General features: G+C 67.3%; 17 protein-coding genes and 3 tRNA genes. 16 read left to right on the top strand and 4 right to left on the bottom strand.

Annotation, left to right across the window (positions count from 1 at the left end):
• The first annotated feature begins 113 nt into the window (after positions 1-113).
• On the top strand, positions 114-3,614 hold the full coding sequence (rpoB, locus tag QUE33_RS09480; RefSeq protein ID WP_286299468.1) for a DNA-directed RNA polymerase subunit beta: 3,501 nt from the start codon (positions 114-116) through the stop codon (positions 3,612-3,614).
• Between the two features lie 47 nt (positions 3,615-3,661).
• Positions 3,662-7,537, top strand: a complete 3,876-nt coding sequence (gene rpoC / locus QUE33_RS09475; RefSeq protein WP_286299467.1) for a DNA-directed RNA polymerase subunit beta' — start codon at positions 3,662-3,664, stop codon at positions 7,535-7,537.
• Positions 7,538-7,828: 291 nt separating this feature from the next.
• Here rpoC and QUE33_RS09470 read toward each other — a convergent pair whose 3' ends face one another.
• Positions 7,829-8,419, bottom strand: a complete 591-nt coding sequence (locus QUE33_RS09470) for a hypothetical protein (RefSeq protein WP_286299466.1) — start codon at positions 8,417-8,419, stop codon at positions 7,829-7,831.
• 170 nt (positions 8,420-8,589) lie between these two features.
• Between QUE33_RS09470 and QUE33_RS09465 the strand changes: the two genes are divergently transcribed.
• On the top strand, positions 8,590-9,510 hold the full coding sequence (locus tag QUE33_RS09465) for a PfkB family carbohydrate kinase (protein ID WP_286299464.1): 921 nt from the start codon (positions 8,590-8,592) through the stop codon (positions 9,508-9,510).
• Between the two features lie 204 nt (positions 9,511-9,714).
• Positions 9,715-9,798, top strand: a tRNA-Tyr gene (locus QUE33_RS09460).
• Positions 9,799-9,987: 189 nt separating this feature from the next.
• Here the strand turns inward: QUE33_RS09460 and QUE33_RS09455 are convergent.
• A complete protein-coding gene (locus tag QUE33_RS09455; RefSeq protein ID WP_286299460.1) occupies positions 9,988-10,302 on the bottom strand; it encodes a DUF2249 domain-containing protein in 315 nt (104 codons plus the stop codon).
• A gap of 57 nt (positions 10,303-10,359) precedes the next feature.
• Between QUE33_RS09455 and QUE33_RS09450 the strand changes: the two genes are divergently transcribed.
• The 12 genes from QUE33_RS09450 to QUE33_RS09395 all read left to right on the top strand — a co-directional run bounded on the left by QUE33_RS09450 (position 10,360) and on the right by QUE33_RS09395 (position 20,885).
• Positions 10,360-11,079, top strand: coding sequence for a winged helix-turn-helix transcriptional regulator (locus QUE33_RS09450; protein ID WP_286299457.1), 720 nt, complete (start codon positions 10,360-10,362; stop codon positions 11,077-11,079).
• A complete protein-coding gene (locus QUE33_RS09445; RefSeq protein ID WP_286299453.1) occupies positions 11,076-12,323 on the top strand; it encodes a DUF8744 domain-containing protein in 1,248 nt (415 codons plus the stop codon). Before QUE33_RS09450 ends, QUE33_RS09445 begins: the two co-directional genes overlap by 4 nt.
• Positions 12,320-13,906, top strand: coding sequence for a hypothetical protein (locus QUE33_RS09440; RefSeq protein ID WP_286299452.1), 1,587 nt, complete (start codon positions 12,320-12,322; stop codon positions 13,904-13,906). Before QUE33_RS09445 ends, QUE33_RS09440 begins: the two co-directional genes overlap by 4 nt.
• Positions 13,828-15,063, top strand: a complete 1,236-nt coding sequence (locus QUE33_RS09435; RefSeq protein ID WP_286299451.1) for a multicopper oxidase domain-containing protein — start codon at positions 13,828-13,830, stop codon at positions 15,061-15,063. The genes QUE33_RS09440 and QUE33_RS09435 overlap by 79 nt, the downstream gene beginning before the upstream one ends.
• A gap of 164 nt (positions 15,064-15,227) precedes the next feature.
• Positions 15,228-15,719: an FBP domain-containing protein gene (locus QUE33_RS09430; RefSeq protein WP_286299448.1), complete on the top strand. Its 492-nt coding sequence runs from the start codon at positions 15,228-15,230 to the stop codon at positions 15,717-15,719.
• A 479-nt stretch (positions 15,720-16,198) separates the two neighbouring features.
• The gene (locus QUE33_RS09425) at positions 16,199-16,996 is read left to right on the top strand and encodes an enoyl-CoA hydratase/isomerase family protein (RefSeq protein WP_286299444.1); all 798 of its coding nucleotides are present in this window, start codon (positions 16,199-16,201) and stop codon (positions 16,994-16,996) included.
• 128 nt (positions 16,997-17,124) lie between these two features.
• Positions 17,125-18,261 (top strand): hypothetical protein, encoded by a 1,137-nt coding sequence (locus QUE33_RS09420; protein WP_286299443.1) that lies wholly within the window; start codon positions 17,125-17,127, stop codon positions 18,259-18,261.
• Positions 18,258-19,058 (top strand): inositol monophosphatase family protein, encoded by an 801-nt coding sequence (locus tag QUE33_RS09415; protein ID WP_286299442.1) that lies wholly within the window; start codon positions 18,258-18,260, stop codon positions 19,056-19,058. Before QUE33_RS09420 ends, QUE33_RS09415 begins: the two co-directional genes overlap by 4 nt.
• 200 nt (positions 19,059-19,258) lie before the next feature.
• Positions 19,259-19,537, top strand: a complete 279-nt coding sequence (locus QUE33_RS09410; protein WP_286299440.1) for a hypothetical protein — start codon at positions 19,259-19,261, stop codon at positions 19,535-19,537.
• A 535-nt stretch (positions 19,538-20,072) separates the two neighbouring features.
• Positions 20,073-20,642, top strand: coding sequence for a M23 family metallopeptidase (locus QUE33_RS09405; RefSeq protein WP_286299439.1), 570 nt, complete (start codon positions 20,073-20,075; stop codon positions 20,640-20,642).
• A gap of 65 nt (positions 20,643-20,707) precedes the next feature.
• Positions 20,708-20,779, top strand: a tRNA-Thr gene (locus QUE33_RS09400).
• A gap of 32 nt (positions 20,780-20,811) precedes the next feature.
• Positions 20,812-20,885 (top strand) — tRNA-Met (locus tag QUE33_RS09395).
• A 134-nt stretch (positions 20,886-21,019) separates the two neighbouring features.
• On the opposite strand, the gene QUE33_RS09390 is transcribed toward QUE33_RS09395, so the two are convergent.
• Complete coding sequence (locus tag QUE33_RS09390; RefSeq protein WP_286299437.1) at positions 21,020-22,156, bottom strand: site-specific integrase; 1,137 nt, start codon at positions 22,154-22,156, stop codon at positions 21,020-21,022.
• The gene (locus tag QUE33_RS09385) at positions 22,149-22,703 is read right to left on the bottom strand and encodes a hypothetical protein (RefSeq protein WP_286299435.1); all 555 of its coding nucleotides are present in this window, start codon (positions 22,701-22,703) and stop codon (positions 22,149-22,151) included. The genes QUE33_RS09390 and QUE33_RS09385 overlap by 8 nt, the downstream gene beginning before the upstream one ends.
• Positions 22,704-22,824: the final 121 nt, after the last annotated feature.

Raw genomic sequence — 22,824 nt, 5'->3', positions numbered from 1 at the left:
CGCTTCTCCGTGCCCTCATATGGTGGTCGGCAATCGTTGAGTATTCGAGTGCGCACTCCACCGACGTCTAGGAATCGACCAGCCCCTTGCACGGGCTCACGGAGGTTACTCCCTTGGCTGCTGCTCGCAACGCATCCACATCCACCACCAAGAAGAACGGCCGCGGAGTCTCCCGCCTCTCGTTCGCCAAGATCTCCGACACACTGACCGTTCCGGATCTGCTCGCGTTGCAGACGGAGTCGTTCGGCTGGCTCGTCGGCAACGACGACTGGAAGGCGCGCGTCGCGGAGGCCAAGAAGGCCGGCCGCACCGACGTGCCCGAGGTCTCGGGTCTGGGTGAGATCTTCGAGGAGATCTCCCCGATCGAGGACCTGGGCGAGACCATGCAGCTCTCGTTCACGAACCCGTACCTCGAGCCCGAGAAGTACTCCATCGACGAGTGCAAGGAGCGCGGCAAGACCTACGCCGCCCCGCTGTACGTCGAGGCCGAGTTCATGAACCACCTCACCGGTGAGATCAAGACCCAGACGGTCTTCATGGGCGACTTCCCGCTGCAGACCGGCAAGGGCACGTTCATCATCAACGGCTCCGAGCGCGTCGTCGTCTCGCAGCTGGTGCGCTCGCCCGGCGTCTACTTCGACAAGACGCCCGACAAGACCAGTGACAAGGACATCGTCACCGCGCGCGTCATCCCCAGCCGCGGTGCCTGGCTCGAGTTCGAGATCGACAAGCGCGACCAGGTCGGCGTGCGCGTCGACCGCAAGCGCAAGCAGTCGGTCACCGTCTTCCTGAAGGCGCTGGGCATGACCAGCGAGGAGATCCTCACCGAGTTCGCCGGCTTCCCCTCCATCGAGGAGACGCTGGCCAAGGACACCATCCTCACCAAGGAAGACGCGCTGCGCGATATCTACCGCAAGCTGCGTCCGGGCGAGCAGGTCGCCGCCGAGGCCGCCCGCGCGCTGCTGGACAACTTCTACTTCAACCCGAAGCGCTACGACCTGGCCAAGGTGGGTCGCTACAAGATCAACCAGAAGCTCGGTCTCGCCGGCGCGCTCACCGACTCGGTGCTGACCGTCGAGGACATCGTCGCGACGATCAAGTACCTGGTGCGGCTGCACCGCGGCGACGAGACGTTCGAGGGCATCCGCGGCGGCAAGAAGGCCGAGATCCGCATCGCCGTCGACGACATTGACAACTTCGGCAACCGTCGCATCCGCGCGGTCGGCGAGCTGATCCAGAACCAGGTGCGCACCGGCCTGTCGCGCATGGAGCGCGTGGTCCGCGAGCGCATGACCACGCAGGACATCGAGGCGATCACCCCGCAGACCCTGATCAACGTGCGCCCCGTCGTGGCCGCGATCAAGGAGTTCTTCGGCACCTCGCAGCTGTCGCAGTTCATGGACCAGAACAACCCGCTCGCGGGTCTGACCAACAAGCGCCGCCTCTCGGCGCTCGGTCCCGGTGGTCTGAGCCGCGACCGCGCCGGTGTCGAGGTGCGCGACGTGCACCCCTCGCACTACGGCCGGATGTGCCCGATCGAGACGCCTGAAGGCCCGAACATCGGTCTGATCGGCGCGCTGGCGACCTTCGCCCGCATCAACTCGTTCGGCTTCATCGAGACCCCGTACCGCCGGGTCGTCGACGGCAAGGTCACCGACGAGATCGACTACCTCACCGCATCTGAGGAAGCCGACTTCAACATCGCCCAGGCCAACGCGCCGCTCGCTGACGACGGAAGCTTCGTCGAGAGCCACGTGCTGGCGCGCCCCCGCGGCGGCAGCGGCGAGGTCGACCTGTTCCTGCCCGAGGAGATCGGCTACATCGACGTCTCGCCGCGCCAGATGGTGTCGGTCGCGACCTCGCTCGTGCCCTTCCTCGAGCACGACGACGCGCAGCGCGCCCTGATGGGCGCCAACATGCAGCGTCAGGCGGTGCCGCTGCTGCGCAGCGACTCGCCGCTGGTCGGCACCGGTATGGAGGGCTACACCGCTATCGACGCCGGTGACGTGGTCACCGCAGCCAAGGCCGGTGTGGTCAGCGAGGTCTCCGCGGACCGCGTCGTGGTCATGCTCGACGAGGGCGGCACGCAGGAGTACCACCTGCGCAAGTTCGACCGCTCGAACCAGGGCACGTCCTACAACCAGCGTGTGATCGTCAGCGCCGGTGAGCGCGTGGAGGTCGGCGAGGTCATCGCCGACGGCCCCGCCACCGACAACGGCGAGCTCGCGCTGGGCAAGAACCTGCTCGTCGCGTTCATGCCGTGGGAGGGCCACAACTTCGAGGATGCGATCATCCTCAGCCAGGAGCTGGTGAAGGACGACACCCTCTCCTCGATCCACATCGAGGAGTACGAGGTCGACGCCCGCGACACCAAGCTGGGCAAGGAGGAGATCACCCGTGACCTCCCCAACGTCAGCCCCGAGCTGCTGAAGGACCTCGACGAGCGCGGCATCATCCGCATCGGTGCCGAGGTCCGCCCCGGCGACATCCTGGTCGGCAAGGTCACGCCGAAGGGCGAGACCGAGCTGAGCGCCGAGGAGCGTCTGCTCCGCGCGATCTTCAACGAGAAGAGCCGCGAGGTCCGCGACACGTCGCTGAAGGTGCCGCACGGCGAGCAGGGCACGATCATCGCCGTCAAGGAGTTCAACGCCGAGGAGGGCGACGACGAGCTCGGCTCGGGCGTCAACCGCCGCGTCGTGGTCTACATCGCCCAGAAGCGCAAGATCACCGAGGGCGACAAGCTCGCCGGCCGCCACGGTAACAAGGGCGTCATCGCGAAGATCCTGCCGGTGGAGGACATGCCGTTCCTCTCCGACGGAACCCCGGTCGACGTGGTGCTCAACCCGCTCGGCATCCCGGGTCGCATGAACTTCGGCCAGGTGCTGGAGACCCACCTCGGGTGGATCGCCAAGACCGGCTGGAAGATCGAGGGCAACCCGGAGTGGGCCGTGAAGCTCCCCGAGGACGCCCGCGACGTCGCGCCGAACACCAAGGTCGCCACCCCGGTGTTCGACGGTGCCAGCGAGTCCGAGATCACGGGTCTGCTGGACTCGACGCTCGAGACCCGCGACGGCGTGCGCCTGATCGACCGCAGCGGCAAGACGCAGCTGTTCGACGGCCGCTCCGGCGACCCGTTCCCGGCTCCCGTCTCGGTCGGCTACATGTACATCCTGAAGCTGCACCACCTGGTCGACGACAAGATCCACGCGCGCTCGACCGGCCCGTACTCGATGATCACTCAGCAGCCGCTCGGTGGAAAGGCGCAGTTCGGCGGCCAGCGCTTCGGTGAGATGGAGGTGTGGGCCCTCGAGGCCTACGGTGCCGCGTACGCGCTGCAGGAGCTGCTCACGATCAAGTCCGACGACATCCTCGGCCGCGTCAAGGTGTACGAGGCGATCGTCAAGGGCGAGAACATCCAGGAGCCCGGTACGCCGGAGTCGTTCAAGGTGCTCATGAAGGAGATGCAGTCGCTCTGCCTGAACGTCGAGGTGCTCTCGGCCGACGGCACCGCGGTGAACCTCCGCGACACCGATGACGAGGCCTTCCGCGCTGCGGAGGAGCTCGGCATCAACATCTCCAGCCGTTTCGAAGCCGCATCGATCGACGAGATCTGATCTCGGACCTTCGACAAGCGACAGAATCTTTCTACCCAGGAGAACAAGTGCTCGACGCAACAACTTTCGATGAGCTTCGAATCGGCCTCGCGACCGCTGACGACATCCGCGGATGGTCCTACGGTGAGGTCAAGAAGCCCGAGACGATCAACTACCGCACGCTGAAGCCCGAGAAGGATGGGCTCTTCGGCGAGCAGATCTTCGGCCCCTCCCGCGACTGGGAGTGCGCCTGTGGCAAGTACAAGCGCGTGCGCTTCAAGGGCATCGTGTGCGAGCGCTGCGGCGTGGAGGTCACCAAGAGCTCCGTCCGCCGTGAGCGCATGGGCCACATCGAGCTCGCCGCGCCCGTGACGCACATCTGGTACTTCAAGGGTGTGCCCTCGCGGCTCGGCTACCTGCTCGACATGGCGCCGAAGGACCTCGAGAAGGTCATCTACTTCGCCGCGTACATGGTCATCTCCGTCGACGAGGATGCGCGTCACCGCGACCTCGCCACGCAGGAGAACAACATCCGTCTCGAGCTGAAGACGCTCGCGGACCGTCGCGACGCGAAGATCGCGGAGCGCATGGCCCGGCTGGAGGAGGACCTCGCGGCCCTCGAGGCCGAGGGTGCCAAGGCGGATGCCAAGAAGAAGGTCAAGGACGCCGCCGAGAAGGAGATGACCCTCACCCGCAAGGGTGCCGACGAGGCCATCGCCAAGCTCGAGCGCGTGTGGGAGGACTTCCGCACGCTCGAGGTGGGCGCGCTGCGCCCCGAGGACGATGTCTTCCACGAGCTGCAGGATCGGTTCGGCCAGTACTTCGAGGCCTACATGGGCGCCGAGTCGATCAAGCGCCGTCTGGAGAGCTTCGACCTGCAGGCCGAGGCTGACAGTCTGCACCTGCAGATCTCCGAGGGCAAGGGTCAGCGCAAGATCCGCGCGATCAAGCGCCTGAAGGTCGTCAACTCGTTCCTGGAGACCGGTATGAGCCCGGCCGCCATGGTGCTCGACGTCGTCCCGGTGATCCCGCCGGAGCTGCGTCCGATGGTTCAGCTCGACGGTGGCCGCTTCGCCACCAGCGACCTGAACGACCTGTACCGCCGCGTGATCAACCGCAACAACCGTCTTCGTCGCCTGATCGACCTCGGCGCTCCCGAGATCATCGTGAACAACGAGAAGCGGATGCTGCAGGAGGCCGTCGACGCGCTGTTCGACAACGGCCGTCGTGGTCGCCCGGTCACCGGCACCGGCAACCGCGCACTGAAGTCCCTCAGCGACATGCTCAAGGGCAAGCAGGGCCGGTTCCGTCAGAACCTGCTCGGCAAGCGCGTGGACTACTCGGGCCGTTCGGTCATCATCGTGGGCCCGCAGCTCAAGCTGCACCAGTGCGGTCTGCCGAAGACCATGGCGATCGAGCTGTTCAAGCCGTTCGTCATCAAGCGCCTGATCGACCTGGGCCACTCGCAGAACATCAAGGCCGCCAAGCGCGCCGTCGAGCGCATGCGTCCCGAGGTCTGGGACGTGCTCGAGGAGATCATCCGCGAGCGTCCGGTGCTGCTGAACCGTGCACCCACCCTGCACCGCCTGGGCATCCAGGCCTTCGAGCCTCAGCTCGTCGAGGGCAAGGCCATTCAGCTGCATCCGCTGGTCTGCGCGGCCTTCAACGCCGACTTCGACGGCGACCAGATGGCCGTGCACCTGCCGCTGTCGGTCGAGGCTCAGGCCGAGGCCCGCGTGCTGATGCTCGCCTCGAACAACATCCTCAAGCCGTCCGACGGCCGTCCGGTCACCCTGCCCTCGCAGGACATGATCATCGGTCTGCACCACCTGACCACGGTCAAGGAGGGCGCTGCCGGTGAGGGTCGTGCGTTCGGCTCGGTGGGCGAGGCGATCCTCGCCAACGACGAGGGTACGCTCGACCTGCAGGCGAAGGTCCGCATCCGCATCCCGGGTCTGACCTTCCTCGAGGGCGAGGCGCCCGAGGGCTACGAGCGTCACGGTCTCGTGGACGCCTCGCTCGGCCAGGCGATCTTCAACGACGCGCTGCCGAAGGGCTACCCGTTCGTGCGCGAGGTCGCCGACAAGGGCAAGCTGTCGCAGATCGTGAACAAGCTAGCCGAGGAGTACCCCAAGGTCGAGACCGCCGCGTCGCTGGACCGCATCAAGGACGCCGGTTTCCACTGGGCGACCCGTTCCGGTGTGACCGTCGCGCTCAGCGACATCCTCACCCCGCCGAACAAGGCCGAGATCGTCGCGAACTACGAGAAGCAGGCCGCGAAGGTCCAGTCCCAGTACGACAAGGGTCTGACCACGGATGCTGAGCGCCGCCAGGAGCTCATCAAGATCTGGACCGAGGCGACCGACGAGGTCCAGGCCGCGATGCGGGAGAACTTCCCGAAGGACAACACCATCAACCGCATGGTGTCCTCGGGCGCCCGTGGTAACTGGCTGCAGATCCGCAACATCGCCGGTATGCGCGGTCTGGTGAACAACCCCAAGGGTGAGATCATCCCCCGCCCGATCATCTCCTCGTACCGCGAGGGGCTGTCGGTGGCGGAGTACTTCATCGCCACGCACGGTACCCGCAAGGGTCTGGCCGACACCGCTCTGCGCACCGCCGACTCGGGTTACCTGACCCGTCGTCTGGTGGATGTCTCGCAGGACGTCATCATCCGCGAGGAGAACTGCGGCACGTCGAAGGGCCTCGAGCTCCCGATCGCCGCCCCGAACTCGCAGGGCGTGCTGGTGCGCGACGCGAACGTCGAGAACTCGGTGTTCGCCCGCACGCTGGCATCCGATGTCGTCAACGAGGCCGGTGAGGTGCTCGCATCCGCCGGTGACGATGTGGGCGACGTGCTCATCGACAAGCTGGTCGCCCTGGGCGTCGAGACCATCAAGGTCCGTTCGGTGCTCACCTGCGACTCGGCCGTCGGCGTCTGCGCGCAGTGCTACGGCCGTTCGCTCGCGACCGGCAAGACCGTCGACATCGGCGAGGCCGTGGGTATCATCGCCGCCCAGTCGATCGGTGAGCCCGGTACCCAGCTGACGATGCGTACCTTCCACACCGGTGGGTCGGCATCGGCGGATGACATCACCCAGGGTCTGCCGCGTGTGCAGGAGCTGTTCGAGGCGCGCACCCCGAAGGGCGCCTCCCCGATCGCCGAGGCCGATGGCCGCATCACGATCGAGGAGAACGAGAAGGGCAAGAAGGTCATCCTGACGCCCGACAACGGCGACGAAGAGGTGGTCTACCCGGTGCTGAAGCGTGCGACGCTTCTCGTCGAGGACGGCCAGCACGTCGGCGTCGGCCAGCCTCTGCAGGTCGGCACGCTCGACCCGAAGGAGGTCATGCGCGTCATGGGCGCCCGCGAGGTGCAGCGTTACCTCGTCAGCGGCGTGCAGGGCGTGTACCGCTCGCAGGGTGTGCCGATCCACGACAAGCACATCGAGGTCATCGTGCGCCAGATGCTGCGGAAGGTCACCGTGGTCGACCACGCTGACACGACGCTGCTGCCCGGTGAGATGGTCGACCTCAAGCGCTACCAGCAGATCAACCGCGAGGCCGTGTCGCAGGGCAAGCGCCCCGCATCCGGCCGCCCGGAGCTGATGGGTATCACGAAGGCGTCGCTTGCGACGGAGTCGTGGCTGTCGGCCGCATCCTTCCAGGAGACGACCCGCGTGCTCACGCAGGCCGCTATGGAGGGCAAGCGCGACCCGCTGGTCGGCCTGAAGGAGAACGTGATCATCGGAAAGCTGATTCCGGCCGGCACCGGCCTGAACAAGTACCGCGACATCACGGTCGAGGCGACCGAGGAGGCCAAGAGCGAGCGCTACCCGAACCGGATCTTCGCATCCGACGGTGCGTACGCCGATGGCGACTTCGGCTACGTCGACTTCGACGCGTTCTCGACCGACGACATCACGCCCGGCACGTACAACTGATTGAGGCGAGTGCCGGCGAGCTTGCTCGTCCGGCCGAGCCGATTGAGGTTGTCGAGCGACGAAGTCGCGAACACAACTGATTGAGGCGAGTGCCGGCGGCGCACCCCGTCGGCACTCACCCGGGCCCCGGCCCCTCCTTGCGGAGGGCCCGGGGCCTTCGTCGTGTTCGGCGCTGAGCCGGTCGACTTAGCCTTCGCGGGTCGCATATCGTCGCCTCAGCGCTGGTGAAGCCGCCATTCGGGTCACGCGAGCGCAGAGGGCCCAGCCATTCGGGCCACGCACGCGCGCGAATCAGCCCCAGATCGCTGCGACGATGCTCGCGGTGTAACCCTGCGGGGCGAGGTTCGAGTAGTTCGTGTCGATCAGCACATCATCGCGCCAGAACAGAGTGCGTCCGTCGGTCACGGGGTACTGCTCGCTCTTCCAGGTCTTCTCGCAGCGCGTGCCGCCGTCGGGCGTGTAACAGGAGAAACCCTCCTCGGCGAGCGAGCTGAGCATGTCGAGCGCCTCACCGCGCGGCATCCGCTCGATCCGCGTCGTCAGACCCGTGGTGTCTGCGTGTGGATCTGCCCAGACGCACAGCAGCGTCCCGTCGTCGAGCACGCCGCTCTCGCCGAGCGCCGGATCGTTCAAGGGCACGTCCTTCAGCTGGGCGAGCACGTCGCCCGACAGGATCGTCTTGCAGTCGGTGGGGAGTGCGACGGGCGTGCTGGTCGGCGCCGGTGTGCTGCGGGGGTCGGGGTCGACGGAGGCGGGAGCGGATGCCGAGGGCCTGCCGTTCTCGCCGGTGTCCGGAGCGTCTCCGGTTCCGGGCGTGCACGCTGTGAGCAGGATCAGGCCCGCACCGAGAAGTGCTGCTCCCACACCGCCGTGAAGCCTCATGCCGACAGGTTATGGTTGGCTGTTGTGCTTCGAGGCGGGGCGCGCCGCCGTTGCCGGCCTGCGCTCACCGGCTCGACGGGAGTCCGCACAGTCGACGGCCAGGCCGAGCGTCTACGAAACAGGGCCGCCCCTGGGCGAACAGGGGCAAGCCGGGGCGATAGTCTCGCAGGGTGAGCACAGAGAAACGTGGAGTCGTCGTCATCGGCGACGCGCTGATCGACGAGATCCGGGATTCCTCCGGCATCCGTGAGCTGGTCGGAGGCGCAGCGCTGAACGTCGCTGTCGGGCTGCGCCGGCTGGGAGTGCCGGTCACGCTGATCGCGATGATCGGAGCGGATGCAGCCGGCGACCACATCCGCGAGTATCTCTCCGACCACGGTGTCACTCTGATCGACAGCCCCTCGAAGTACGGCTCCTCACGGGCGATCGTGCAGCGCGCCGCGGACGGCGAACCGGAGTACGTGTTCAACGAGGCGGCCCAGCGGCGCAGCATCCGCTACTCCGATGCCGCGCTCGACGCGCTCTCGGACGCGGCGCTGGTCGCGGTCAGCTGCTTCCCGTTCGACGTTGAGGCCGAGGTGACGGCGCTGTCGGATGCCGTCGGCGAGACGCGTCTGGTGATCGACCCCAACCCGCGTGCGGGGATGCTGCACGACCGGGCTGATTTCGTGCGCGGTTTCGAGGCACTCGCATCGCGGGCGGAGCTGGTGAAGGTCGGGTTTGATGACGCCGTGCTGCTGTACGACGGCGATCTCGACGCGCTGCGAGAGCGGCTGCGCGAGCTGGGCACCGGTGCGGTGCTGGCGACGGCGGGCGCGGATGGTGCAGTGCTGGAGACGGATGCCGGTGAGTTCACCGCCCCGATCGCGACGCTTCCCGGGCCGGTCATCGACACCGTCGGAGCCGGCGACGCCACGCTCGCGGCAGTGGCCGAGGGGCTGGTGGATGAGCGTCCGTCGTCGGATGCCGGGTGGCAGCGTCTGCTCGATCGGGCGATGCTGATCGCCGCCGCGACATGCCGCGCCGAGGGCGGTCTGCTGCGCACGCCGGAGTCACTGGCCGAATCCGACCGAGGCGTCTCCGGCAGCTGACCCTCACCCTCCCGTCTTCCCGTCGCACTTTTTGTCGCCCGAAGGGGCCGGAAGCGACGTTTTCTGCGACGGGGAGGGGATCATGAGGGCGTCGCGAGAGCGGCTCGCGCGACGTGAGAGGTCGATTTCTTACGAGGCGTCTCCGACCGGTATGCTTGATCTTCGCGCCCCCGGTTGACTGGACAAGCCGGACGGGGGTGCCCTGGCGAGTTGCCCGAGCGGCCAAAGGGAGCTGACTGTAAATCAGCCGCGTAAGCTTCACAGGTTCGAATCCTGTACTCGCCACCACACGACTGAAGGCCCTCGCATCACGCGGGGGCCTTCATCGTTCTTCGGGGTGATCCCTTTCCTTTCAGGTGGCGCAATACGCCGCATCCGTCGCGCTGAAGTGGCCATATGCGCCACCTGAAGCGGCGGGATGGAGCAGGGCAGCGCGCGGAAGCAGCAGGAGCCGCCACCTGAAGCAGAAAGCGACGATCAGGCCGCGTTGCGGACCAGGATGCGCCAGCGCTCGGGGCCCTCGTCGAGGTAGCGCGTCTTGTAGGCGCCGCCGTGCTTGGCCTGCAGCTGGGTGAGCAGCGGCACCGGGTTGTGCGTGGCCGAGATCACCATGGCCGCTCCCGGGCGCAGCGATTCGATCGCACCGAAGATCGCGGCGTGACGGACGGCGTGCGGGATGGTCTGCACGTCGAGCTCGGGCAGTTCCTCATCCACCTCGCCGCATGTGCAGCCTGCGGTGGGCGACTGGTCGGTCGCCTCTGATCTCGATCGGTGGATCTCGATGTGGCCCATGATCATCTCCGTCTCTCTGGGTAGGGGTTTGCCCCCGATTTTATTACACTGAGTAACGTGGAAAAGCATCGAGGTTCCGGAGCATCGAAAAGAGAGGCTCCACAGAGGCGCGACGCCGATGTGCGGCGCGGCTCCTCCACGCGTGAGCGCATCCTGCGCGAGATCGAATCGCGCGGGTCGGCCTCGACCGCCGAGGTCGTTGCGGCGACCGGCTTGCACGAGAACACCATTCGCGAGCACCTCGAGCGGCTGCGTCGGGACGGGCGGCTGCGCCGCATCCGTGCCCAGGCCCATGGCCGCGGCCGTCCGGGGTGGCGCTGGGAGGCGCCGCGTGCCGATGTCGTCAATCCGTACGCCGGACTCGCCCTCGCGCTGGCGGACTCGCTGATCCACGTCAGCGACGATCCGGTCGCGCAGGCCCGTGCCTCCGGCATCCGTTGGGGAACCGAGATCGCGGCGGAGCGCACGGATGCCGAAGACGATGCGCGCGCGCTCGTGGTCGACCTGATGCGCGAGCAGGGCTTCGCTCCGGAAGAGACCGGCCCCGAGGGTGCCGGCCCCGAGGAAGCCGGCGCCGAGAGGCCCGGCGACGACCCCATCGTGCTGCGCCGCTGCCCGCTTCTGGCCGCCGCCGCCCGCCGCACCGACGTCGTCTGCGCGGTGCACGAGGGCATGGTCGCCGGCATCGCCCGCTCCCGCGACGAGCACGCGGATGCCGAACTGCTGCCCCTGCGCGCCGATGGCGGTTGCGTGCTGCACCTGCGCGCCGCCTCGTGAACGCCCGCAAGCGCATCCCGCTGCGGATGCTGTGGATGCTGCCTGCCGGCCTCGCTCTGCTCGCCGGCCTGGACGCGGGCATGGTGCTGCTGGGTCTGCCCGCTCCGGTGACGACCGAGCGGCTCCCCGAGGTGCACGGGATGCTGCTGGCGATCGGCTTCGTCGGCACCCTGATCAGCCTGGAGCGCGCCACCGCGTACGCCCGCCCGATCGGTTTCGTCACACCGGCGCTGCTGGGCATCGGCGGGGTACTGCTGATCGTCACCCCCGTTCCGCTGACGGTTGCGAAGATCGTGCTGGCGGCGGGGGCGGCATCCTTCGTGCTGCTGTACATCCCGCTCTGGCAGCGGCAGTACGACGCCGCGCTGCTCACCCAGCTGCTGGCCGCCGGGCTCGCACTGTGCGGGGCGGTGATCTGGATCGGTCAGGATGAGATGACGCGCATCATCCCCTGGCTGATCGGATTCCTCGTGCTCACGATCGCCGCCGAGCGAGTGGAGCTGGCGCGCATCACGATGGGGCCGCAGGCCGGCATCCGTCTGCTGATCCACGCCTGGGCCGTCGCGGGTGCGCTGGCAGTCGGGCTGGTGTTCCCGGATGCCGGGGCCGTGCTGCTCGGAGTCGCACTGCTGTCGCTGACCGGCTGGCTGATCGTGCATGACGTCGCCCGCCGCACGATCCGTGCGACGGGTGTGACACGGTACATGGCGGCGTGCATCCTGGCTGGGTATGTGTGGCTGGCAGTCGCGGCCCTCGTGCTGCTGCTGGGGTACCCGTCCACGCAGCCCGCCTACGACGCCGTGATCCACGCGGTGTTCCTCGGGTACACGTTCTCGATGATCATGGCGCATGCGACCACCATCCTTCCGGCGGTGCTGCACATTCCGCTGCCGTACCGCCCCGCGTTCTGGGTGCCGATCGCGCTCCTGCAGGTGGCGCTGGTCGTGCGGGTCTGGATCGGCGACGCGTTCCAGTTGCCGGCCGCCTGGCAGATCGGCGGAGTGCTCGGCGTCGTCGCCCTGCTGCTGTTCGTGCTCACCGCGGTCACCAGTGCGGTGCTCGGGGTGCCGCGGACGGTGGCATCCGAGTCGGGCGCAGCTCCCGCTGGCGCCCCATCCGCAGCATCCGACTCCCGCCATCGTGCCCCGCACGAAACGCAGGAGATCGCACGAAACACAGGAACAGAATCCGACGATGCTCCTGCGAATCGCGCGAAATCCGCCGAAACGAGTGACCCGCGATGACCCCGAACCTGACCTCGCCACCCTCGGCCCCCGCGAAGAACCGCGGTTTCTGGCCGATGCGCGACATCCCCACGCTGGTGTGGCTGCTGCTGACCATCGTCGCGGCGGTCGCGCATCGCGCGCTGCCCATGCCGGGCTGGCTGATGCTGCACCTGCTGCTGCTGGGCGCGGTCACGCACGCGATCCTGGTGTGGAGTCAGTACTTCTCTTTCGCGCTGCTGCGCAGCAGGGCGACGGATGCTGATCGCCGCACGCAGACGATTCGACTGATCCTCTCGAACGCCGGCGCCGCCGTCATCATCGCCGGCGTCGTCACGCACATCTGGCCGGTGACGCTCGTCGGTGCGGCGGCCCTGATCGCCGCCGTGGTCTGGCACGGCATCAGCCTGATCGGTCGCGCTCGCCGCAGTATGCCCGGCCGGTTCGGGCGCACGATCCGGTACTACATCGCATCCGCGGCGCTGCTGACCATCGGGGCGGCGCTCGGCGCCTGGCTCGCCCGCGGCGACGGTGCGGCCAACCTCGTGCTGGCGCACGCCTTCCTGAACGTGCTCGGATGGATCGGGCTCACGGTCGCCGGCACGGTCGTGACGCTGTGGCCCACGATCCTGCGCACCCGGGCCGATGAGCACGCGGCATCCGGTGCCGCTCGGGCGCTGCCGCTGCTCGCCGCCGGCGTGGTCGTCGCGGCCACAGGAGCTGCTCTTGCCCAGCTCCTCGTCGTCGCCGTCGGTCTGCTCGCCTACCTTGCAGGGCTCGTGATCATCGGCATCTCGCTGTTCCGCGCCGCCCGGCAGAAGGCTCCGCGCAGTTTCGCCGCTCTCTCGGTGGGGATGGCGCTGGTCTGGTGGGCGGGTGCTGTGGCGATGATCGCGGTCGGTGCGGTGGTCGCCTTCATCGCCGGCGCCGGCTTCGATGCGCTTGCTGCGCTGGTGGATCAGGTCGTGCCGTATCTCGCCGCCGGTTTCGCCGCACAGGTCGTGGTCGGTGCGCTCAGCTATCTGATCCCCGTCGTGCTCGGCGGAGGCCCGACACCGGTGCGTGTCGGCACGACCGGGTTCGATGCTCTCGGACCGCTGCGCGTGACCACAGCCAACGTCGCGCTCGCCGTGTGCGCGCTGCCGGTGTCGAGCCTGATGCGCGTGTCGGCGTCGATCCTGTACTTGATCGCGATGGCGTCCTTCCTGGTGGTGATGCTGCGGGCGATGCGTGCGCAGCGCCATGCGAAGGCCGAGGGTGCGATGCTGCCTGCGGGGGCGCGGGTGCGGCGGGTGCTGCGGGGGCTGCTGCGGGTGCGGCGGCGGGGGAGCAGAGCGAGGGCACCGCGCCGACCGCGCGTCGGCGCGGACCGATGGCGCCGGAGGGCGAGCAGCCGCACGGACGTCGCGCCGGACAGGCCGTCGCCGGCCTTCTGGCTGTGCTCCTGGTCGCCTCAGGCGCTGCGGCCGCTGACCCGATCGGGATGGGCTGGACCACCGCACCGACGGGTGATGCGGATGCTCCGGTGCAGACCGTGCAGGTGCAGGCGGCGGACATGCGCTTCACCCCGAGCCGCATCGAAGTGCCGGCAGGCACGCGTCTGATCATCGAGATCACCAACACTGATCCGCAGCTGGTGCACGACCTGGTGTTCGCGAACGGCATCGCCGGAACGCGCCTCGCACCCGGCGAATCCGAGACGATCGATGTGGGCGTGATCGAGGCCGACCTCGAGGGCTGGTGCTCGATCGTGGGGCACAGGCAGATGGGTATGACGATGCAGATCGTCGCGACCGGAGCATCCGTCGCCCCTGCGCCCGCAGCGACCGACGGCGCAGACGGCGACCACTCCGATCATTCCGATCACGATCTGGGTGCGATGCCGGGGATGGATGCCGAGCCCGGGCCCGGGTTCACGCCGTACAAGGCCGAGCTCGATCCGCTTCCGGCATCCGATGGTCCCGTCACCCGCGAGATCACGCTCACTGCGCGCGACGAGGAGTTGGAGGTCGCGCCGGGCATCACGCAGACGCTGTGGACTTACAACGGCACCGCTCCCGGGCCGGTGTTGCATGGCCGGGTGGGCGACCGCTTCGTCGTCACACTCGAGAACAAAGCGTCGATGGGGCACTCGATCGACTTCCATGCCGGCTCTCTCGCTCCCGACGAGCCGATGCGCACGATCGCGCCGGGCGAGAGCCTGACCTACACGTTCACGGCGACGCGCGCGGGCATCTGGATGTATCACTGCTCGACCATGCCGATGACGGCGCATATCGCGAATGGCATGTACGGCGCGGTGGTGATCGAGCCCGATGACCTGCCTGCGGTCGACCGCAGCTACGTGCTGGTGCAGGGGGAGTACTACCTCGGTGACCACGACGGCGGCGAGGTCGACATGGACAAGATCGCTGCGCGTAACCCCGATCTGGTGACATTCAACGGCTATGCGAATCAGTACGATCACGCTCCGCTGCCGGCTGTCGTCGGCGAGCAGGTGCGGGTGTGGGTGCTGGATGCCGGCATCGATCGGTCCACGAGCTTCCACGTCGTCGGCGGCCAGTTCGACACAGTGTGGGCCGAGGGCGCGTATCTGCTGGATCATTCCGCGGATACCGGGGCGCAGACGCTCGGCCTGCAGCCCGCCCAGGGCGGATTCGTCGAGCTGATCTTCCCCGAGGCAGGGCACTACCCGTTCGTGTCGCACTTCATGATCGACGCCGAGCGCGGAGCCCACGGGCTGTTCGACGTCAGCAAGTGAGACTTCTTTTTTGGCGTGAGACTTCCTTTTTGGCGCGAGACTTCTGTTCCGGCGCGAGACTTCCGTTTCAGCATCAGACTACGCGCAGCGGGCCATGTCTCATGCTGCAAAGGAAGTCTCGCGGCCGGGAGCGCGTTGTGCAGAGACTTTCCTAGACTGAATCGATGCGACCACTGACCGAGACCCAGGTGCGGGCAGCGATCCGGAACGCGGATGCTGAGGAGATCGCCGACATCGGGATGCCGCACGACTTCATCCTCACCGACTGGGATTACCTCGACTTCCTCGCCTGGCGCGATCCGGAATCGAGCCGCCGCGGGATCGTGATCGTCGAGCACAAGGGCGAGCCGATGGGCATCGTGCTGCGTGCCACCGACCCGGCCCGCGTGCGCTCGGGCATGTGCAACATCTGCCACACCCTGCAGCCCGGCAATCAGGTGGCATTGCTCACCGCGCGTCGCGGAGGAGCCAAGGGCCGCCGTGGCGACAGTGCCGGCACGTACATCTGCGCTGACCTGTCGTGCCACGAGAACGTGCGCCTCGCGCATCCGCTCGCCCCGAACGAGGTGCGCGCCCCCGGACAGGCCGACGCCCGCCTGGATGGCGCCCGCCACCGCATGGAGGCCTTCGTCGCGCGCGTGCTCAGCGAAGACTGACCCCCGGCGCGTCTCGCTTTCACGTGGCACGTGTGGTCGCGTTGCAGCTGCTTCATGTGTCGCGAATGGTCGCTTCCGGGTAGGCGGATGCCGCGATTCGCGCCACGCGAACCATGGGGCAGACGTGGTGTCCGCGGTGCTCGCTTCAGGTGGCCCAAATGGTGGCCTCAGCACGGAGGATGCCGCGATATGCGCCACATGAACGGTGGGGGTGGACGTGGTGTCTGCGGTGCTCGCTTCGGGTGGCGCATATGGTGGCCTCAGCATGGAGGATGCCGCAATTTGCGCCACGCGAGCCACAGGCGAGGCACAGCAGGCAGGCCAGGCAGGGCGCAGGCAGGCAGGCACAGCAGGCAGGGCAGGCGCAGGCGGGCACGCCTGGCGGGCCGCCGGCAGGCCGTCAGATGCACGAGCGCGCGAAGGGCGAGCCTCAGTCCCGGTTAGGCTGGGACCGAAGTCCTGCGCGTCGAAGGAGAGCCATGACCGAATCCATCCTGCTCACGGTCGATGAGGGCCTTGCGCGCCTCACCCTGAACCGCCCGGCGAGCCTGAACGCCTTCGACGCCGACCTCGCGATGGCCTGGCGCGACACCACGGCCGAGGCGGTGGCCCGCGACGACGTCAAAGCGATCCTGCTCGATGCCAATGGGCGCTCCTTCTGCGCCGGCGGCGATGTCGTGGCGATGTCGAAGGCCATGGGCTCCGGGGCCGACATCACCTCCCTCGCGCACGTGATCAACGAGGGCATCCTCTCGCTGACGACGTCGTCCATCCCGGTCGTCGCCGCCGCGCAGGGCACCACGGCCGGCGGCGGGCTCGGCATCCTGATGTGCAGCGACTACGCCGTGATCGGCGCGAGCTCCAAGATCGGCAGCCGATACGCGAACATCGGCCTCACGCCCGACCTGTCGGTCACGGCCCAGCTCGCCCGGGCGATCGGCGAGCGTCGCGCACTGCAGCTGGTGCTGCAGGATCGGATGCTGTCGGCATCCGAGGCCGTGGAGTGGGGACTCGTCGCCGAAGCCGTCGAAGGCGCGGACGCCGCGGCAGAGGCGGATGCCGTGCGTGAGCGCGCCGAGCAGATCGCCCGCTTCTGGCTGGCCGGTGCGGCAGGAGCCTACGGTCAGGCGAAGCGTCTCGTGCGTTCGCAGCCGTCGCGCTCCTATGACGAGCAGCTCGCCGAGGAGGCGCGTTCGATCGGGGAAGCGTTCGAGACCGCGGATGCCAAGGCAAGGGTCGCCGCGTTCGCCGCCGCGTCGAGCAAGTCCGCCCGCTGAGCCGTCGGGCAGCTGGAGAGGACTTCCGGAGGATGCTACACGGCATCCGTCTGTGAGTTATCCACAGGCTTCCGTGGAGGCACGCCGTCGCGTGCGAGGATGAGAGCACGACCTCCGGGAGGACTCTCATGTCAGACAGCACGACGCAGCCCACTGCGCGGAACATGTCCTCGCAGCTCATGCGCGGGGCGATCTGGATCGCGATCGGCGCACTGATCGCCGCAGCACTCGTCTGCGTGGCCTGGGTGCTGATCGGCAATCAGGACGGCATCATCGGACGAGCGTTCCTGACGATCCTGCTCCTGGCCGTATTCGCGGGAATCGCGATCGCCGAATCGAATCTCGCGGCGCAGCGGCCCGACTGGCTGGTGCTGACCAGCATGCTCACCTGGATCATCGCGCTGCTGGTCGGTGCGGTGAAGATCTGGCTGCCCGAGCCGGAGCCGGACTTCCTGTACGGCTATGGCGGAGCCACGGGCATCGCCCGATTCTTCCAGCTGCTTGCGGTCGTCGCGATCCTGCAGCTCGCACTGGTGCACGTCCGGCTGTTCCTGAAGGCCTCGCAGCGGTACGTCACGACGTTCACGCGCGTGATCGTGATGGTGAACTTCGCCATGCTGGCGCTGCTGGTGGCGATGCTGGTGTTCTTCCTGACCTTCCCCGATGAGATCGACTACAGCGACCTGTACTGGCGCATCGTGATCGCACTGACGATCCTGGCTGCTGTCGGCACGACCCTGATCCCGCTGCTGAACGCGCTCTTCGCCCCGCGTGAACGGCACGCGCCGGTTCCGCACGTGGGCGCGGGAGCCGCGGGGCTGAACGCGACGACGCCGCATGCGCTCGCCGCGCCGCCGGCTCAGGCCTGGCCGACGTATGCAGACGGTCAGACGCCGCTGCCGGTCATGCCCGACGGCTCTCCGGACTGGAACGCCTACTACACGGGGTATCCGACGTACGCCCCGCAGACTCAGGCTTTCCCGACACTGGACGCGCCGGCGCAGGGTGCTGATCCGGCGCCGACGGATGCTGGTACCGGCACCTTCGACCAGGAGCCGCCCGCGGCACCCGCTGAGCCCGCAGCCCCCGCTGAGGCCGCGCCGCCCGCAGCACCCGCTGAGCCCGCAGCACCCGCCGCACCGCCCGTGCCGCCTGCTGCCGGTGAGCAGGATCCGTCCGGCCCTGCGGATTCCTCCACACCACCGGTCCCACCCGCATACGGCTCGTACCCGCCGCCTCCTGCGCCGCGGGATGCCGGGCAGTGAGCGCCACTGACCTCGGAGCACTCGCCGCAGAAATCGCTCGTGAGGCGGGAGACCTCGCGAAGCGGCGACGTGCCGAGGGAGTGGCGCTGGCGGCGACCAAGTCCACGCTGGCGGACATCGTCACTGACGCGGACCGCGAGGTGGAGGAGCTGATCCGTCAGCGTCTGCGCGTCGAGCGTCCCGACGACGGGTTCCTCGGCGAGGAGAGCGGCGCCGAGCGCGGGACCAGCGGGCTGACCTGGGTCGTCGACCCGATCGATGGCACCGTCAACTACGCCTACGGCATCAGCGCGTACTCCGTGAGCATCGCCGTCGTCGAGGGGGAGCCCGACCCCGAGCAGTGGGTGGGCGTAGCCGGTGCTGTCGCCGCTCCGATGCTGGGCGAGCTGTTCACCGCCGTGCGCGGAGAGGGCGCCTGGCTCGACGGCATCCGTCTATCGGTGACCACCGACACGCCCGCCGGGGCGCTGCTGGGCACCGGCTTCGGTTACGACCCGGCCACGCATGACGGCGACCTGGCGATGGTTCGGCGTGTCATGACGATGGCGCGCGACCTGCGGCGGATGGGATCGGCGGCGATCGATCTGTCGTACGTCGCGGCCGGGCGGCTGGACGGCTTCTTCGAACGAGGGCTCAATCCGTGGGACTTCGCGGCGGGTGCGATCCTCGTTCAGGAGGCCGGAGGATCGGTGAGCCGACTGGAACTCGACTCCGCCCGCCCCATGGTCATCGCGGGTGGTCCCGCTGTTCACGATCGGCTGCAGTCGATCGTCTCGGGCGTCGATGAGAGTCTGTGAGAAACAGCCACCGCATCCATGGTTTTCTCGGCCACGAACCTGTAATGTGTTTACCTGTTCGTTACTTTCGAGCCCCGAAGCCGAAGGTGAACAAGCGCCCCCGAGCTTGATGACGACCTGAGAGATCTGAATTGCCCCCTGTACGCCCTGAGGTTGAGTCCGCGCCCACGCGCCGATCCAACCGACTTCGCACGGCTCCCGTGACGTTGGAGGCAGCGGCGACCTCGGACGCGGTGACCACCCCTCAGCGCGAAGAAGCGCCGCTCGCGAACCGCGGTGCCGTGGAGGCTTCTCCGGCACCGCTGAGCCGCCGCGCCCGTCGCCTGGCACAGACGGGCCCGGCAGTGCCGCAGGCTGAAACACCGGCTGGCAAGGTGCCGGTCGACGAGCCCACAGCTGATGCGCCCATCGCCGAGGTGCCGGCTGACGAGGTGCCGGTGAGTGCGGAACTGGTCGAGGTTCCCCCATCGAGGCTCTGATCGAGCCGTCCTCTGCCGATGCTCGCACTGCTGACGTCGCCGAGCAGGGCAGCGAACCGGAGGTCGAGACCTCTCTCAGTGCCCCGCCGCTGCCGGTGCAGGAATCGACCGACGCCGCGGCATCCGATGCCTCGGAGACGCGACCTGCGGATGCTGTGGATGCGGCGGGTGATAGAACCACAGGTGCGGCCGACTCACTCGCCGACGCATTCGCCCGGGCATCCGAGGCCTTCGGCTTCTCACCCGTGCGCGAGTCGCCCGTGCGCGAGTCGCCCGTGCGCGAGGCAGCCGAGGCCTTCGCCGAGAGCGAAGCGGCTGCGGCTGCGGCCGGCACGATGCCGGCATCCGCTCACCTCGTTCCACGCCGCCGGATCGGACGTCGACTGGCGGCAGCCGGTGCGAGTCTCGGAGTGATGGGCGTCGCAGGTCTGATCGCGGTGTCGATGACGTTGCCTGCGAGCGCGGTGGCTGCGGTTCAGAAGAACGGCTCGGTCGCGACTGCATCCTCGTCGCGGCGGAATCTCCCGCCACGAAGGTGGCCGAGGACGAGATCCAGGCGTTCGTCGCCTCGGCTGGTGTGGAAGACGAAGCGATCGTGCGCGATGCCGATTACTCCACGGTCTCGCTGCTGGACATCGCTGCCGAGGAGCACATCCGCTTCTCCGACAGCCTCTACACCAACGACCCGGATGCCGCGATCCAGTGGCCGTTCATGGTCGGCGTGGCGATGAGTTCACCGTACGGAATGCGCAACGGTCGCATGCACGCCGGTATCGACCTGGTGCCCGGAGCGGGTGCGACGATCCAGGCGATCGCCGATGGGACGGTGCGAATCGCGACGGAGTCCGGCGGCGGCTACGGCGTGACCGTGTACGTGGATCACATCATCGACGGTCAGGTCGTCACCAGCCATTATTCGCACATGCAGCACGGGTCGATCGCGGTCAAGGTGGGGCAGAAGGTGAAGGTTGGCGACACCATCGGAAAGGTCGGGAACACTGGCCGTTCCTACGGTGCGCACCTGCATTTCGAGATCATCATCAACGGCTCCACGGTCGATCCACTGGTGTGGATGCGCAAGAACGCGGGCCGGTACTCGTACTGACGTCCCGATTTCGTGAGACGGCGTCGCGGATGCTAGTCTCATCTGGTTGTCCTGTGAAGGACAGCGCCCCGATAGCTCAGTGGCAGAGCACTTCCATGGTAAGGAAGGGGTCGTCAGTTCAATCCTGACTCGGGGCTCGTAGCGCTTGTTCTGCGGAGTGGGCGATTGCGGCGGAGTAGCTCAGATGGTGAGAGCGCACGACTCATAATCGTGAGGTCGCGGGTTCGAGTCCCGCCTCCGCTACAGATGAAAACCCCCGGTCGACGGGGGTTTTTTGTTTTTGCTGATGTGGTGCGGTCAGCCCGAATTCGCCGTTTTGCCCACATTTTGCCCACAAACCATTCGGAACCGGTCCGTTTGAGCAGGTCTTTTCTGGTCTATCGCAGACCAGTTTGGGTCGGTTCTTGCCTGGTCCAACTTCCGTCGCCGAAGTGGGCGCTTGCGTCGCGATCGAGTGCTGTTGAGACTGCGTTGAGGTCGTCATCGAACAGGTCTGCGTAGACGTCGAGCGTCATGGCTGCCGAAGCGTGCCCGAGCATCCGTTGCACAGCCTTGACGTTTGCGCCGGCAGAGACGGCGAGGCTGGCTGCTGTGTGTCGAAGATCGTGAAGCGTGATCTCAGGGAACGTGGGATCCATCTCCCGCACGTGCTCGAGTGCGGGGGCGAAGCTGCGGCGTCGGAAATTGTTGTTGCGTAGGACGGCGCCGTTGTGAGATGTAAACACCTGGTCTGTCGGTTGCTTGCCGCTCATGCGAGCTTGGATGGATTCGGTCAGAAACGCGGGGAACCCTACGACGCGTGATCGGTTGGTCTTCGGAGTGCCCCAGACGAGTGCACCACCGACCTCGCTCACGCTCTGGGTGATCGAGAGTCGCTTCCTCCTGAGGTCGACGCTATCGACTGTCAGAGCGGCAAGCTCACCCCATCGAAGCCCGGTATAGGCGAGCGTGGCGATGATGTCTCCGTCTGGTCCTGCGGCACGCACGAGTTCGCGCACTTGTGCGTGGTCGAGGTAGCCGCGCTTCGATTTGGTCACCTTCGGGAGTTTGACGTCGGCTGATGGATTTCGGGTCAGCCTTCTGTCGCGTACGGCGAGCGTGAGCATGCTGTTCATGACGTGGAAGACCTGCCTCGCGCTTGAGGCCGCTAGCGTTTCGGAGAGCTCGCCGGCCCACACTTGCAAGTCAGTATGGGAGATGTCGGCTAAGTGGATCCTGCCCCACCGTGGAAGCACATGGCGGTTCAGGCTGTAGATGTATCCGGAGCGCGTCGTTGGCTTCAAGTGGGCGAGTGTCTGCTGCCAGGCGATGGCCCAGGTGTTGACGTCGATCCTTGACCTGCTGGGGGCGATGTAGTCGCCCTGGGACTTCTGGGTCTCGACAGAAGTCAGGTACTCGGCTGCTTCGCGCTTGGTGCGGAATCCGCGCTTGTCCGTCTGTCGATTCTCGGGCGTACGGTATCTGATCCGGTACCTTCGGCCTGAAGTAGTCTCGTACGGCTCGATGCTACCCATCGGCCTGGCGGCCGACGGTGTACGTCATGCCTTCCAGGCGTCCTGCGTCGCGGGCCTTCTTGATCCAGTCGGATGCGGTGCGGTGGGGGATATCCAGTTCTACTTGCACGGCGCGCACAGGCGGGGTGCCGGCAAGGGCCGCGGCACCATAGAGGATCTCCACCACCTCCATGCGCTCGTCCTTCATACCGCGTTTCACCGCGGTGGCTGCCATCCACGGCGGGATGATGCGTCCCTCGGTGGAGGTGAGGTCCGCGATCGTCGTCCAGGTGGAGTCCGGTTCGTCGCTGAGGCGCACGGCGATGCAGTGGGGGACGGCGGCCTGCAGGATGGCGGCTGATGCTGTGCGTCGCAGTGCTTGGTGGTCGAAGTCCGGACGGGTTGCGCGGTTGAGGATCGTGGTGACGATGTAGCGGCCCTCGTCCGTGTTGTAGTGGGCCTCGATGGTGGTTTCGACGCCGGCGTCCTCGTCGACCACGGAGGCAACGAACTCGGGGGCTATGCGCAGCGCGGACCCGACGGGCTGTGTGGCGGAGTGCCACGTCATTGCTGTGCCGTCAGGATTCTTCACGTCGACCTTCACCCCCTTAGTTTGCCTTACCGCGCCAGAGATTCACAGAAACCCCTTGACTAAGTGTACGGCTAAGTCGTCTACTTGTGTCAATACG

This window comes from Microbacterium suwonense (genome assembly GCF_030296555.1).
In the GTDB taxonomy this organism is placed as follows: Bacteria; Actinomycetota; Actinomycetes; order Actinomycetales; family Microbacteriaceae; genus Microbacterium; species Microbacterium suwonense.
This window is presented reverse-complemented; position numbering and strand designations above follow the sequence as displayed.

Excerpts from the sequence above, each read along its gene's own strand:
- QUE33_RS09470 (WP_286299466.1), bottom strand. The coding sequence starts at position 8,419 with ATGAGGCTTCACGGCGGTGTGGGAGCAGCACTTCTCGGTGCGGGCCTG.
- QUE33_RS09455 (WP_286299460.1), bottom strand. The coding sequence starts at position 10,302 with ATGGGCCACATCGAGATCCACCGATCGAGATCAGAGGCGACCGACCAG.
- QUE33_RS09440 (WP_286299452.1), top strand. The coding sequence starts at position 12,320 with ATGACCCCGAACCTGACCTCGCCACCCTCGGCCCCCGCGAAGAACCGC.
- QUE33_RS09430 (WP_286299448.1), top strand. The coding sequence starts at position 15,228 with ATGCGACCACTGACCGAGACCCAGGTGCGGGCAGCGATCCGGAACGCG.
- QUE33_RS09425 (WP_286299444.1), top strand. The coding sequence starts at position 16,199 with ATGACCGAATCCATCCTGCTCACGGTCGATGAGGGCCTTGCGCGCCTC.
- QUE33_RS09420 (WP_286299443.1), top strand. The coding sequence starts at position 17,125 with ATGTCAGACAGCACGACGCAGCCCACTGCGCGGAACATGTCCTCGCAG.
- QUE33_RS09390 (WP_286299437.1), bottom strand. The coding sequence starts at position 22,156 with ATGGGTAGCATCGAGCCGTACGAGACTACTTCAGGCCGAAGGTACCGG.
- QUE33_RS09385 (WP_286299435.1), bottom strand. The coding sequence starts at position 22,703 with ATGACGTGGCACTCCGCCACACAGCCCGTCGGGTCCGCGCTGCGCATA.